A 13,548-nucleotide genomic window follows, 5' to 3' on the forward strand; every position below is an offset into this window, starting at 1 on the left:
AACGATTTTTGGTGTACTCTTGCGCCCGTTCGCATGAGGATAATTACGTATGGAAATGAATTTTTATCGCGCAGCACTGCTGGCTGTGACGATCTTTTTTGTCGGGTGCGATGAGGCCCCGAAACCTGCTCAGACCACAACACCTGCCATCGTTCTGGAAGGTAAAACGATGGGCACTTTCTGGCGGGTCAGCGCGGTAGGCGTAGATGCCAAACGCGCCAGGGAACTGCAGGCCAAGATCCAGACCCAGCTTGATGCCGATGATCAACTGCTCTCCACCTATAAAAACGATTCTGCGTTAATGCGCTTTAACCTGTCGAAAAGTCTGTCGCCGTGGCCGGTTAACGACGCCATGGCGGATATCGTGACTTCGGCGCTACGCATTGGTGCAAAAACCGATGGGGCCATGGATATCACCGTGGGGCCGTTAGTCAACCTGTGGGGCTTTGGCCCGGATCAGCAACCGTTGCATATTCCCACCCAGGGGCAAATTGACGCGGCAAAAGCGCAAACCGGGCTTTCTCATCTGAAAGTGGTGAATGAAGCGCATCAGAACTACCTGCAAAAAGACTTGCCGGATCTGTATGTTGATCTCTCGACCGTTGGTGAAGGGTACGCCGCCGATCATCTGGCTCGATTGATGGAGCAAGAGGGGATCGCCCGTTATCTGGTTTCCGTTGGTGGTGCGCTGAACAGCAGGGGAATGAATGCTGAAGGGCATCCGTGGCGAGTGGCGATCCAGAAACCGACCGATCGCGAAAACGCTGTGCAGGCGATTGTCGACATTAACGGGCACGGCATTAGCACCTCCGGCAGCTACCGGAACTATTATGAGCTGGACGGTAAGCGCCTTTCCCATGTTATCGATCCGCAAACCGGTCGCCCGATCGAACATAATCTGGTGTCCGTAACGGTGATTGCGCCAACGGCGCTGGAAGCCGATGGCTGGGATACCGGATTGATGGTGCTCGGCCCGGAAAAGGCCAAAGAAGTCGTGCGTCGTGAAGGGCTGGCGGTCTATATGATTGTGAAAGAGGGTGAGGGGTTTAAAACCTGGATGTCGCCGCAGTTTAATAGCTTTCTGGTCAGCGAAAAAAATTAAAAAGCAAGATTGCGGGTTTTTATGCCCGACGATGGGGACACACTGAGGCTAAGCGCTATGCTTAACAAAGGAGTCCGAAATGAAAAATCGTTTACGCATCACTGACGATGACCGTTGGCAGTCCGTTGTGGATCGCGACGTTGACGCCGACGGTCAGTTTGTTTTTGCCGTCCAGACCACCGGTGTTTTCTGCCGTCCGTCCTGTCGGGCAAAACATGCGCTGCGCAAAAATGTCCGTTTTTTCGCCGATGCCCAGCAGGCACAGGATGCCGGGTTTCGCCCCTGTAAGCGCTGTCAGCCGGATAAAGACAGCGCGCAACAGCATCGGCTGGATAAAATTGCCCGCGCCTGTCAGTTGTTGGAACAAGAGTCACCTCTTACGTTGGACGAGCTGGCACAGCAGGTGGCAATGAGCCCGTATCACTTGCATCGTCTGTTCAAAGCCACGACGGGCATGACCCCGAAAGTGTGGCAACAATCATGGCGTGCTCGCCGTCTGCGTGATGCCCTGGCGAAAGGTGTTCCGGTTACACAGGCGATTCTCAACGCCGGATTCCCCGACAGCAGCAGCTACTACCGCAAAGCCGATCAAGCATTAGGCATGACGGCAAAGCAATTTCGTAAAGGTGGCGACAACGTTTCTGTACGCTATACCCTCGCAGATTGCGCTCTGGGTCGCTGTCTGGTGGCGGAAAGCGAGCGGGGTATCTGCGCGATCTTGCTTGGCGATGATGACGCTACGTTGGTTGCGGATCTTCATGCGCTGTTTCCCGCCGCGCAGGATGTTCCTGCAGATGCCAATTTTCAGCAGCGCGTGCGCGAAGTGATCGTAGCGATCAATTCGCGTGACGCGCCGCTATCGCTACCCCTGGATATCCGGGGCACCGCATTTCAGCAGCAGGTGTGGCAGGCGCTGCGCACAATTCCGTGCGGCGAAACAGTGAGCTACCAACAGCTGGCCAGCGCCATCGGCAAACCGAAGGCGGTGCGCGCGGTGGCCAGTGCCTGTGGGGCCAACAAACTGGCGATTGTTATCCCGTGTCACCGGGTGATCCGTGGCGATGGCGCACTTTCGGGCTACCGATGGGGTATTGCGCGCAAGGCGCAGCTACTGCATCGGGAAGCTACTGGCGAGGAAACATAATGCTCGATCTCTTTGCGGATGCGAAACCCTGGCAGGAGCCGCTGGCGTCAGGTGCGGTTATTCTGCGACGTTTCGCTTTTGACTCTGCGCCCTCTTTACTGCAGGCGATAGCGGCTGTCGCCAGACAGTCGCCGTTTCGCCAGATGGTGACGCCCGGCGGCTATACGATGTCGGTGGCGATGACCAACTGCGGCCATCTGGGCTGGACGACGGATCAACATGGCTATCTTTATTCTCCGTTTGATCCACTCACCGGCACGCACTGGCCGCCGCTGCCGGATGCGTTCGCTGATCTGTGCCAACAGGCGGCGACGGCGGCGGGCTATGCTGATTTTCAACCCGATGCCTGCCTGATTAACCGCTACACGCCAGGGGCAAAACTGTCCTTACATCAGGATAAAGACGAGCCCGACCTGCGGGCGCCAATTGTCTCTGTATCGCTGGGGCTACCAGCCATCTTTCAATTTGGCGGCTTGCGCCGTAATGACCCTTTAAAGCGTTTACTGCTGGAACACGGCGATGTCGTGGTGTGGGGCGGTAATTCGCGGCTGTTTTATCATGGGATCCAGCCGCTTAAGACGGGCTATCATCCGTTGACCGGAGACTGTCGTTACAATCTGACTTTTCGCCAGGCAGGTAAAAAAGAATAAAAATAAGAATTATTATTGCTGTCGACGAAGAGATGTTTAAACTGCGGGCTGTTATTACTTGTCCGGGTTGTGTGCATGGAACTTTTACTTCTTGTCTGGCGGCAGTATCGCTGGCCATTTATCAGCGTGATGGCGCTCAGCCTCGCCAGCGCCGCGTTGGGGATTGGGCTGATTGCGTTTATCAACCAGCGCTTGATCGAAACGGTCGACACCACGCTGATGGTGCTACCGGAGTTTCTTGGCCTGCTGCTGTTGTTGATGGTTGTCACCCTCGGTTCTCAGCTGGCGTTGACCACGCTGGGTCACCACTTTGTCTACCGCCTGCGTAGCGAATTTATCAAACGAATTCTGGATACTCACGTCGAGCGTATTGAACAGCTTGGCAGCGCCTCGTTGCTGGCCGGTTTAACCATTGATATCCGCAACATCACCATCGCCTTTGTTCGTCTGCCTGAGCTGGTGCAGGGGATTATCCTGACCATAGGATCGGCGGCGTATCTGGCGATGCTGTCGACCAAAATGCTACTGGTAACGGCAATCTGGATGGCAATCACCATCTGGGGCGGATTTGTGCTGGTGGCGCGGGTGTATAAACACATGGCCACCTTGCGCGAAACTGAAGACAAGTTGTACAACGATTATCAGACGGTGCTGGAAGGGCGCAAAGAGCTGACGCTTAACCGCGAGCGCGCAGAGCATATCTTTAATCAGATGTACGTCCCGGATGCCAAAGAGTATCGCCACCACATTATCCGTGCCGATACCTTCCACCTGAGCGCGGTTAACTGGTCGAACATTATGATGCTGGGTGCCATTGGCCTGGTGTTCTGGATGGCTAACAGTTTGGGATGGGCTGATACCGCCGTGGCAGCGACCTATTCTCTGACGCTGTTATTCCTGCGAACACCGTTGCTCTCTGCCGTTGGCGCGCTGCCGACGCTGCTTACCGCGCAGGTGGCGTTCAACAAGCTGAATAAATTCGCACTGGCACCTTTTAAGGCCGAATTCCCACGCCCAGCCGCGTTTCCCAACTGGCAAACGCTGGAGCTGCGCAACGTGGTTTTCCACTATCAGGATAATGCGTTTTCCGTAGGGCCGGTGAATCTGACGATTCATCGCGGTGAACTGATCTTTCTGATTGGCGGTAACGGTAGCGGAAAATCTACGCTGGCGATGTTACTGACCGGTCTATATCAGCCGCAGTCAGGCGAGATATTGCTTGATGGCAAGAGCGTAGCGGTTGAAAAACCGGAAGACTACCGCAAGCTATTCTCCGCCGTGTTTACCGACGTCTGGCTGTTTGACAAACTGCTGGGGCCGGAAGGTAAAGAGGCTAATCCGCAGCTGGTCGCGAAGTGGCTGGAGCATCTGAAAATGGGTCACAAGCTGGAGCTGAGCGATGGCCGTATCCTCAATCTGAAGCTGTCGAAAGGGCAGAAGAAACGCGTGGCGCTGCTGCTGGCCCTGGCGGAGGAGCGTGACATCATTCTGCTGGACGAATGGGCTGCCGATCAGGATCCCCATTTCCGCCGGGAGTTCTATCAGGTGCTATTGCCTTTGATGCAGGAAATGGGGAAAACCATTTTCGCCATCAGCCACGACGATCACTATTTTATTCACGCCGATCGTCTACTGGAAATGCGTAACGGACAGTTGAGTGAACTGTTGGGCGATGAACGTGACGCCGCCTCGCGCGACGCGGTGGCTCGCACAGCCTGATCCTTCGTGCCGCCGGTTTTTTAGCCACCCGACGGCACTGTTTATTGTTATTTACATAAATCGGCATCATGATTAATGATATTTCATATCATGGATTTATGATTAATGTCTGTAATAAACAAAAACAGCGCCAGACTGCGTGATGAAGAGCGTGCGCGCCTCATCTGGCTGCTGACCACTGATAAAGCCATTATATCAACGCTGTTGGGCAAGCTTACCCTGGCTGAGCAATATGACGTCGGTACGTTAGCCGACGATATTGCTGAGGTAGGGGCGCTGGTGGCCCACCTGCCACCGCCAGACCTGGCCGATACCCTCGAAGCTTTGCCCTCTGAAGAGCGCCACGCCCTGTGGCGACTGGTCGAAAATGAAAAGCGCGGTAACGTCTTGCTTGAGGCGTCTGAAAACGTCTGGGACGACCTGATCGATGAGATGAGCGACCGCGAGCTGCTGGATGCGCTGCAATATCTCGATATCGATGAACAGATTTACCTGGTGCAGCATTTGCCTCGTAACCTTACCGGTCGTCTGCTGGCGACGTTACCGGCAGAGGAGCGGACGCGCGTCCGCCAGGTGCTGCACTACGAGAAAAATAGCGTCGGCGCGATCATGGAGTTCGAGGTCATCACTGTGCGTCCGGACGTGACGCTGGAAGTGGTGCAACGCTACCTGCGGCGGCTGGGGAAAATGCCGGAGAATACCGATAAACTTTTCGTGACCGATCGCAATAAAGTGCTGGTTGGCGAACTGACGCTAACCTGCATTTTACTCAATGATGTGCAGCGAAAAGTCAGCGAGGTGATGGAAGATGACCCGCTCACCTTTTCTCCTGAAGATATCGCCGAAAACGCTGCGCGTACCTTCGAACGCGACAACCTGGTCAGCGCCGCGGTGGTTGACCCTTCCGGTAAACTGATGGGCCGTTTAACCATCGATGAGATCGTCGACGTTGTCTATGAAGAAACCGACACCGATCTGCGTCGAATGGGGGGCTTAAGCGCCGAAGAGGACGTGTTTGCGCCTGTTACCAAAGCGGTAAAAACCCGCTGGGCGTGGTTGGCCGTTAACCTCTGTACCGCCTTTATCGCCTCGCGGGTGATCGACGGTTTTGAACATACGATTTCGCAACTGGTGGCGCTGGCCTCGTTGATGCCGATTGTGGCGGGTATCGGCGGCAATACCGGGAATCAAACTATCACTATGATCGTCCGCGCGCTGGCGCTGCAAAATATTCAGCCGGGGAACCTGACGTTTCTCATCCTGCGCGAGATGGGCGTGGCGCTAATCAACGGCCTCGTGTGGGGCGGGATTATGGGCGGCATTACCTGGTGGCTGTACGATGATATGGCGCTCGGTGGTGTGATGACTCTGGCGATGATGCTCAATCTGCTGATGGCGGCGTTGATGGGGGTTATCATTCCGATGACGATGGTGAAGCTCGGGCGCGACCCGGCGGTCGGCTCGAGCGTCATGATAACCGCTATCACTGATACTGGTGGTTTCTTTATTTTTCTCGGTCTGGCAACGCTGTTTCTGATGTAGTCGCCCGTTTGCGTCTGACGATACGCGGTAGAATAAGCATCGTCATCACCCCGGCAACCACGCCAATCGCCAGGTTGCCGGTAGAAACCGTGGCAGCGACGGTCACCAGCATCACCAGCGTTTCAGTGACGGGTAGTTTCGTCAGCGTGGCGGGCTGGATGCTGTGCCAACTGAAGGTTTTCACCGCCACAATCACCATAATACCTGCCAGCACCGACATGGGTATTTCTGCCATAACTTCGCTTAACCCTGTGACTAACAGGAGTAATACCAGTCCGGCGGCAACCGTCGAGACGCGGCTGCGTCCTTTGCCCATCTCGACGTTAACGATGGTTTGACCAATCATCGCGCACCCGGCGATGCCGCCATAAAATCCGGCCAAAATATTGGCAATCCCCAGTCCGGTGCTTTCGCGATTCTTATTCGACGGCGTCACCGTCAGGTCATCCACCAGACGGGCGGTTAACAGCGACTCCATCAAACCAACAAAAGCGATGCTCAGCGCGCAGGGCCAGATAATCGCCAGCGTGTGCAGGTTGAGCGGAGCCAACAACTGGGTGAAACCCGGCAGTCCGCCGCTCATTGAACCTTCGTCACCGACGGTCGGTAACAGTTGCCCGCTGGTGACAGTGAACACGGTTAGCAGCACAATGGCGATAAGCGGTGCGGGGATTGCTTTAATAAACCGCGGAACCCACAGCACAATCAGCAGCGTCAGGACAAACAGCCCCCAGATGAGCGGGCTTTTGCCCCAGAAATGCGGGACCTGGGCAAAGAAAATCAATATCCCCAGCGCGTTAACAAAGCCGGTCATCACGGCCGTAGGGATGAATCGCATCAGACGTGCCATTCCCAATACACCAAACAGGATCTGAATCATCCCGGCCAGCACCACTGCAGGCAGGATGTATTGCACGCCGTGTTGATGCACCATCGGACCAATCACCAGCGCGACCGATCCTGCAGCGGCGGTAACCATTGCGGGACGACCGCCTAAAAAAGACATCGCCAGGCACAGTACGACGGAGGCTACCAGACTGACTTTAGGATCAACGCCTGCGATCACGGAAAACGAGATTACTTCCGGGATCAGCGCCAGGGCGGTTACCACACCGGCCAGCGTTTCGCGCACCAGCAGACGGGGTTGGCGGAGCACGGCGCGGGTCGTGTGTTCCGAGACTGTGGCAGAGGAATGTTGAGTTGCAGACATAGTTACACTCAGGTCAAAAATGGCCTGATACAGCAGACCGACAGGCATCCGTGCGGTGAATAGCAAAGCGCAGCATAGTACCCGTCAGATGGACCGGTTTCCAGAAATGATTGCCAATAACCGCATAAGCTATCAACGTATTAATAACATTTTTAAAAATTAAATATAATTTATAAACTTTATTTAATTATTTTTACTTAAGTGTTACCGTTGGTGCCGCTCGATTTTCACCTGCATTAAAAGCAAAAAAGCGATACTAAAAGTAAGGCATTAACATTATGAAAAAAGTGACTGCCATGCTCTTCACCATGGCCGTTGGGCTGAATGTTGTCTCGATGGCGGCAAAAGCGAAAGCGGCGGAAGAGCAGGAAACGGATGTACTGTTGATTGGCGGCGGCATCATGAGCGCCACGCTGGGAACCTATTTACAGGAGCTGGAGCCGCAATGGTCAATGACCATGGTTGAGCGACTGGATGGTGTAGCGCAGGAAAGCTCAAACGGCTGGAATAACGCCGGAACCGGCCACTCCGCACTGATGGAGCTGAACTACACGCCTAAAAAGGCCGACGGTAGCATCAGCATTGAAAAGGCAGTCGAAATTAACGAAGCCTTCCAGATTTCCCGCCAGTTTTGGGCCTATCAGGTCAATAATGGCGTAATGCATGAACCACGCTCGTTTATCACCACCGTTCCGCACATGAGTTTTGTCTGGGGTGACGAGAACGTGAACTTCCTTCGTGCCCGTTACACCGCACTGCAGCAGAGCACGCTGTTCCGTGGTATGCGCTATTCAGAAGACCACGCGCAGATCAAAGAGTGGGCGCCGCTGGTCATGGAAGGTCGCGATCCGCAGCAGAAAGTCGCGGCAACGCGTACCGAGATTGGTACTGACGTGAATTACGGCGAAATCACCCGCCAACTGATTACCTCATTGCAGAAAAAGCCCAACTTTGCGCTGCAGTTGAGCACCGAAGTGCGTGGCTTTAAGCGTAATGCCGATAATAGCTGGACTGTCACAGTCGCCGATCTGAAAAATAACGAAGCGGAACACGATATCAAGGCGAAGTTTGTCTTTATCGGTGCCGGTGGCGCTGCGCTGAAGCTGTTGCAGGAAACCGACATTCCGGAAGCGAAAGGCTATGCCGGATTCCCGGTGGGCGGGCAGTTCCTGGTTGCGGAAAACCCGGATGTGGTCAATCGCCACCTGGCGAAAGTGTACGGTCAGGCCTCCGTTGGCGCGCCGCCGATGTCTGTACCGCATATCGACACCCGTATCCTTGATGGCAAGCGCGTTGTGCTGTTTGGGCCATTCGCGACATTCTCCACCAAGTTCCTGAAGAATGGTTCATTGTGGGATCTGCTCAGCTCGACCACCACCTCAAACTTTATGCCGATGGTCAACGTGGGTCTGGATAACTTCGATCTGGTGAAATATCTGGTGAGCCAGGTGATGCTCAGCGACGACGACCGTTTTGCTGCGCTGCAAGAGTACTATCCGCAGGCGAAAAAAGAAGACTGGCGTTTATGGCAGGCTGGCCAGCGTGTGCAGATCATCAAAAGCGATGCGGAGAAGGGCGGCGTGCTGCGTCTGGGCACTGAAGTCGTCAGCGATAAAGAAGGCACGATTGCAGCGCTGCTGGGAGCTTCTCCGGGCGCATCAACCGCGGCACCGATCATGCTGCATCTGATGGAAAAAGTGTTTAAAGATAAAGTAGCCAGCCCCGAGTGGCAGGCGAAGCTGAAAACCATTATTCCGTCTTATGGTACTAAGCTGAACGGTAACGTTGAGGCTACGGAACAAGAGCTGCAGTACACCAGTGAGGTTCTGGGTCTGAAATATGACAAGCCGCAGGTTGCTGATGAAGCGCCGAAACCACAGCTGAAACCTCAGGCACAACCTCAGTCTGAACAGAAAGCCGTCGCGGATATCGCGCTGTAAAATAAAATGCCGGATGGCGCTGCTGCGCTTATCCGGCATTGTTTATGCGTCTGTAGGCCGGATAAGGCGGTACGCTGCCATCCGGCACATTCTCACTTAGCGCGCGACTGCGTCCTGAATTTTGTCTTCCGCTTTCCAGATACGGTATTTAACGTCCACGTTTTCCGGGGTATAGACCACAATCGGCAACTTGCTGTTGTAACGCAGCATGCCGTCATCACCCAGATGTGCAGTAATGAATTTCTTCTCTTTCTTACCGTCCGGGCAGGCCATCATGGTTGAAACCGGAGACGTAACTTTGTCAAAGACATAGTAGTCATATCCCCAACCCTCCAGCGTTTTGCTGTCCAGTTCTCCGCCCAGGCGGTGTTGGTTACAGTCAACTTCCAGCGTTTGTCCGATCAGCAGCTCTACTTTCAGAGTAGATTCATCTTTCTCAGGGGTAAGCTGGATAACCTGGCGCTTCATACCCTTTTCCGCCTTGGGATAAGGGGCGACTTTTTCCAGCGGCTGAGCGGCGGTATCGTTACTGGCAGCCCATGCAGAGGTGCTGGCAAAGGCGGCGAAAAGTACGGCAGGGACAATTGTCTTCATCTTATTGTTCACAGTGTTTCCTTTCTTCTGTCTTATGAACGAGTCTGTAGCAGGTTAACATATTTGGATAATCTATTAATCTGGATTTACTTATATTTAAAGTGTATTAGGTAGCGTTTCGTTTCCATAGTAGCGATATATCCTAGGAATTATCCTAATATTGAGATCTTTGTCTTTTTGAGTAAGTCGTTATATACATTGTTATATAACTCATTGAAATGTGAGCAAAAGCGCATTTTTTCCCGCCAACTCAACACTCCTTTGATCCGGCAACAGCATTTACCCCAATTGGGGTATGCACCTCTAACACATCCTGAAATATCTTACGGCTAAAAATAACTACTCATAAATAGTGCAGTTTTTTATGTCGTTCAACCCGCCGAGGGAGGGCGTCATTATGGAAGGACAATGTCATGGTTGATTTATCCCGTCGAGGCATGTTGACAGGCAGTTGGCGAAACGCCAGCGCAGGGATTCGTCCGCCGTGGAGCAAGGAAGACTCTCACTTTCTGGCCCATTGCCTCCGTTGTGACGCCTGCATCCAGGCGTGCGAAACCGACATCCTGCAGCGAGGCCAGGGTGGTTACCCGAGCGTAAATTTCAAACACGGCGAGTGCAGCTTTTGCTATGCCTGCGCAGAAGCCTGTCCCGAATCACTTTTTCTTCCGCGCCACACCAGGGCATGGGATCTGAATTTTACGATTGGGGAAAACTGTCTCGCACATCAGTCCGTTGAATGTCACCGCTGTCAGGATAGCTGTGAGCCCATGGCAATAACCTTTCGCCCCACGCTTTCCGGCATTTATCAGCCGCAGCTCGACAATCAGGACTGTAACGGATGTGGCGCCTGTGTCGCTATCTGCCCGGTATCAGCCATTAACGCGGAGTACAACCATGGACAATAACTGGCAGGTCTGCAGCCTGGTCGTTCAGGCCAAAAGCCAGCATATCAACGATATCGCCACGCAGTTGCGTTCCTTTCCCGGTTGCGAAGTTGCACTCAGCGATGTGGAAAGTGGTCAGTTGATTGTGGTGGTGGAAGCTGAGCAAAGTGAAACGCTAATGAAAACAATTGAGTCAGTACGCAACGTTGCGGGCGTACTGGCGGTGTCGCTGGTTTATCACCAGCAGGATGAGCAAGGTGAGGAAACACCATGAAACTCAGTCGTCGTAGCTTTATGAAAGCTAACGCCGTTGCGGCCGCTGCGGCGGCTGCCGGGTTAAGCGTGCCGGGCGTTGCCCGCGCGGTAGTCGGTCAGCAAGAAGCCATCAAATGGGACAAAGCCCCGTGCCGTTTTTGCGGGACGGGCTGTGGCGTATTGGTCGGAACGCAGCAAGGGCGTGTTGTGGCATGCCAGGGCGATCCGGATGCGCCGGTTAACCGTGGGCTTAACTGCATCAAAGGTTACTTCCTGCCGAAAATCATGTACGGAAAAGACCGTTTAACGCAGCCGATGCTGCGCATGAAAGACGGCAAGTATCACAAAGAAGGCGAGTTCACCCCGATTAGCTGGGACCAGGCCTTTGACGTGATGGAAGAGAAATTCAAAACGTCGATGAAAGAGAAAGGCCCGGAGTCTATCGGTATGTTCGGCTCTGGCCAGTGGACGATTTGGGAAGGTTATGCCGCTGCCAAATTGTTTAAAGCGGGTTTCCGTTCCAATAACATCGACCCGAACGCACGTCACTGCATGGCCTCAGCGGTAGTCGGTTTTATGCGTACCTTCGGTATGGATGAACCGATGGGCTGCTATGACGATATCGAACATGCGGATGCCTTCGTCCTGTGGGGCGCGAATATGGCAGAGATGCACCCGATCCTGTGGTCGCGCATCACCAACCGTCGTCTGTCCGATCCTAATGTTAACGTCGCGGTTCTTTCCACCTTCCAGCACCGCAGCTTTGAGCTGGCGGATAACGGTATGGTCTTCACGCCGCAAACCGATCTGGTGATCCTCAACTACATCGCGAACTACATTATTCAAAACAATGCGATTAACCAGGATTTCTTTAGCAAGCACGTTAACCTGCGTAAAGGCGTGACGGACATCGGCTACGGTCTGCGTCCAACCCATCCGCTGGAAAAAGCGGCGAAAAACCCGGGATCCGATGCTTCTGAACCGATGAGCTTTGAGGATTACAAAGCCTTCGTTGCTGAGTACACGCTGGATAAAACCGCCGAAATGACCGGTGTGCCGAAAGATCAGCTGGAACAGCTGGCGCAGCTGTATGCCGATCCGAAGAAAAAAGTCATCTCCTACTGGACGATGGGCTTTAACCAGCACACCCGCGGCGTGTGGGCCAACAACCTGGTCTATAACCTGCACTTGCTGACTGGCAAAATCTCCCAGCCAGGCTGCGGCCCGTTCTCTCTGACCGGCCAGCCTTCAGCGTGCGGCACCGCGCGTGAAGTCGGTACGTTCTCCCACCGTCTGCCTGCGGACATGGTGGTAACGAACGAAAAACACCGCGATATCTGTGAGAAGCACTGGAATATTCCGTCAGGGACCATTCCGGCAAAAGTTGGTCTGCACGCCGTGGCGCAAGATCGCGCGCTGAAAGATGGCAAGCTCAATGTCTACTGGGCGATGTGTACTAACAACATGCAGGCAGGTCCGAACATCAACGAAGAGCGTATGCCGGGCTGGCGCGATCCGCGTAACTTCATCATCGTCTCCGATCCGTACCCGACGATCAGCGCCCTGTCGGCTGACCTGATCCTGCCGACCGCGATGTGGGTAGAGAAAGAAGGCGCCTACGGGAACGCGGAACGCCGTACACAGTTCTGGCGTCAGCAAATTAAAGCGCCGGGCGAATCGAAATCGGATCTGTGGCAACTGGTGCAATTCTCTCGTCGCTTCAAAACAGAAGAAGTATGGCCGGAAGAGCTGCTGGCACAAAAACCGGAACTGCGCGGTAAAACGCTGTATGACGTGCTGTTTGCTACGCCAGCAGTAACGAAATTCCCAGTGACTGAACTGGCTGAAGATCAACTGAACGATGAATCCCGCGAGCTGGGCTTCTATCTGCAAAAAGGCTTGTTCGAAGAGTACGCCTGGTTTGGCCGCGGTCACGGGCACGATCTTGCGCCATTTGACGATTACCACAAAGCGCGCGGTTTACGCTGGCCGGTCGTTGAGGGTAAAGAGACCCAGTGGCGCTACAGCGAAGGCAACGACCCTTACGTGAAAGCAGGTGAAAGCTACAAGTTCTACGGTAAACCGGACGGTAAAGCGGTTATCTTCGCGCTGCCATTTGAGCCTGCTGCTGAAGCGCCGGATAAAGAATATGACCTGTGGCTGTCTACCGGACGTGTGCTGGAACACTGGCATACTGGCAGTATGACGCGTCGTGTGCCTGAACTGCACCGTGCTTTCCCAGAAGCCGTGCTGTTTATCCACCCGCTGGATGCAAAAGCACGCGATCTGCGCCGTGGCGATAAGGTCAAAGTGATTTCCCGTCGTGGCGAAGTGATTTCGATTGTTGAAACACGCGGTCGTAACCGTCCGCCGCAGGGGCTGGTGTATATGCCGTTCTTCGATGCCGCACAGCTGGTGAACAACCTGACGCTGGATGCGACGGATCCGCTCTCCAAAGAGACGGATTTCAAGAAGTGCGCCGTGAAACTGGCGAAGGTGTAACGCGTT

The 13,548-nt window shown here is 54.1% G+C and carries 11 protein-coding genes; 9 read left to right on the plus strand and 2 right to left on the minus strand.

Features of this window, described 5'->3' with window-relative positions; translation table 11 throughout:
• The first annotated feature begins 49 nt into the window (after positions 1 to 49).
• The 5 genes from apbE to mgtE all read left to right on the plus strand — a co-directional run bounded on the left by apbE (position 50) and on the right by mgtE (position 6,157).
• The gene (gene apbE / locus LY264_RS07960; RefSeq protein ID WP_048224669.1) at positions 50 to 1,102 is read left to right on the plus strand and encodes an FAD:protein FMN transferase ApbE; all 1,053 of its coding nucleotides are present in this window, start codon (positions 50 to 52) and stop codon (positions 1,100 to 1,102) included.
• Positions 1,103 to 1,181: 79 nt separating this feature from the next.
• Positions 1,182 to 2,246: a bifunctional DNA-binding transcriptional regulator/O6-methylguanine-DNA methyltransferase Ada gene (gene ada / locus LY264_RS07965; protein WP_048224666.1), complete on the plus strand. Its 1,065-nt coding sequence runs from the start codon at positions 1,182 to 1,184 to the stop codon at positions 2,244 to 2,246.
• On the plus strand, positions 2,246 to 2,896 hold the full coding sequence (alkB, locus tag LY264_RS07970; protein ID WP_048224665.1) for a DNA oxidative demethylase AlkB: 651 nt from the start codon (positions 2,246 to 2,248) through the stop codon (positions 2,894 to 2,896). The genes ada and alkB overlap by 1 nt, the downstream gene beginning before the upstream one ends.
• Before the next feature lie 75 nt (positions 2,897 to 2,971).
• Complete coding sequence (locus LY264_RS07975) at positions 2,972 to 4,615, plus strand: multidrug ABC transporter permease/ATP-binding protein (protein ID WP_071692560.1); 1,644 nt, start codon at positions 2,972 to 2,974, stop codon at positions 4,613 to 4,615.
• A 105-nt stretch (positions 4,616 to 4,720) separates the two neighbouring features.
• The gene (gene mgtE, locus LY264_RS07980) at positions 4,721 to 6,157 is read left to right on the plus strand and encodes a magnesium transporter (RefSeq protein WP_008785304.1); all 1,437 of its coding nucleotides are present in this window, start codon (positions 4,721 to 4,723) and stop codon (positions 6,155 to 6,157) included.
• Here mgtE and LY264_RS07985 read toward each other — a convergent pair.
• Entirely contained in the window at positions 6,120 to 7,367 is a 1,248-nt protein-coding gene (locus LY264_RS07985) for a SulP family inorganic anion transporter (protein WP_048225817.1), read from the minus strand. The genes mgtE and LY264_RS07985 overlap by 38 nt on opposite strands.
• A gap of 278 nt (positions 7,368 to 7,645) precedes the next feature.
• Between LY264_RS07985 and mqo the strand changes: the two genes are divergently transcribed.
• The gene (mqo, locus tag LY264_RS07990) at positions 7,646 to 9,307 is read left to right on the plus strand and encodes a malate dehydrogenase (quinone) (protein WP_048224660.1); all 1,662 of its coding nucleotides are present in this window, start codon (positions 7,646 to 7,648) and stop codon (positions 9,305 to 9,307) included.
• Between the two features lie 96 nt (positions 9,308 to 9,403).
• Here mqo and eco read toward each other — a convergent pair whose 3' ends face one another.
• Positions 9,404 to 9,901 carry a serine protease inhibitor ecotin gene (gene eco / locus LY264_RS07995; RefSeq protein ID WP_048216405.1) on the minus strand — a complete coding sequence of 166 codons (498 nt, stop codon included), beginning with the start codon at positions 9,899 to 9,901 and terminating at the stop codon, positions 9,404 to 9,406.
• 413 nt (positions 9,902 to 10,314) lie between these two features.
• On the opposite strand from eco, the gene napF reads away from it, so the two are divergent.
• Genes napF through napA form a run of 3 tightly spaced genes read left to right on the plus strand, consistent with a single transcriptional unit; the run spans position 10,315 to position 13,542 of the window.
• The gene (gene napF, locus LY264_RS08000; protein ID WP_003027564.1) at positions 10,315 to 10,806 is read left to right on the plus strand and encodes a ferredoxin-type protein NapF; all 492 of its coding nucleotides are present in this window, start codon (positions 10,315 to 10,317) and stop codon (positions 10,804 to 10,806) included.
• The gene (napD, locus tag LY264_RS08005) at positions 10,796 to 11,059 is read left to right on the plus strand and encodes a chaperone NapD (RefSeq protein WP_003027560.1); all 264 of its coding nucleotides are present in this window, start codon (positions 10,796 to 10,798) and stop codon (positions 11,057 to 11,059) included. The genes napF and napD overlap by 11 nt, the downstream gene beginning before the upstream one ends.
• On the plus strand, positions 11,056 to 13,542 hold the full coding sequence (gene napA, locus LY264_RS08010; protein WP_008785300.1) for a nitrate reductase catalytic subunit NapA: 2,487 nt from the start codon (positions 11,056 to 11,058) through the stop codon (positions 13,540 to 13,542). The genes napD and napA overlap by 4 nt, the downstream gene beginning before the upstream one ends.
• The last annotated feature ends 6 nt before the right edge of the window (positions 13,543 to 13,548 follow it).

This window comes from Citrobacter portucalensis (genome assembly GCF_023374935.1).
GTDB classification, from domain to species: domain Bacteria; phylum Pseudomonadota; class Gammaproteobacteria; order Enterobacterales; family Enterobacteriaceae; genus Citrobacter; species Citrobacter portucalensis.

Bases quoted from the DNA above. Each gene is read 5' to 3' on its own strand.
- alkB (WP_048224665.1), top strand. From the start codon at position 2,246: ATGCTCGATCTCTTTGCGGATGCGAAACCCTGGCAGGAGCCGCTGGCG.
- ada (WP_048224666.1), top strand. From the start codon at position 1,182: ATGAAAAATCGTTTACGCATCACTGACGATGACCGTTGGCAGTCCGTT.
- napD (WP_003027560.1), top strand. From the start codon at position 10,796: ATGGACAATAACTGGCAGGTCTGCAGCCTGGTCGTTCAGGCCAAAAGC.
- LY264_RS07975 (WP_071692560.1), top strand. From the start codon at position 2,972: ATGGAACTTTTACTTCTTGTCTGGCGGCAGTATCGCTGGCCATTTATC.
- eco (WP_048216405.1), bottom strand. From the start codon at position 9,901: ATGAAGACAATTGTCCCTGCCGTACTTTTCGCCGCCTTTGCCAGCACC.
- mgtE (WP_008785304.1), top strand. From the start codon at position 4,721: ATGTCTGTAATAAACAAAAACAGCGCCAGACTGCGTGATGAAGAGCGT.
- napA (WP_008785300.1), top strand. From the start codon at position 11,056: ATGAAACTCAGTCGTCGTAGCTTTATGAAAGCTAACGCCGTTGCGGCC.
- napF (WP_003027564.1), top strand. From the start codon at position 10,315: ATGGTTGATTTATCCCGTCGAGGCATGTTGACAGGCAGTTGGCGAAAC.
- mqo (WP_048224660.1), top strand. From the start codon at position 7,646: ATGAAAAAAGTGACTGCCATGCTCTTCACCATGGCCGTTGGGCTGAAT.
- LY264_RS07985 (WP_048225817.1), bottom strand. From the start codon at position 7,367: ATGTCTGCAACTCAACATTCCTCTGCCACAGTCTCGGAACACACGACC.
- apbE (WP_048224669.1), top strand. From the start codon at position 50: ATGGAAATGAATTTTTATCGCGCAGCACTGCTGGCTGTGACGATCTTT.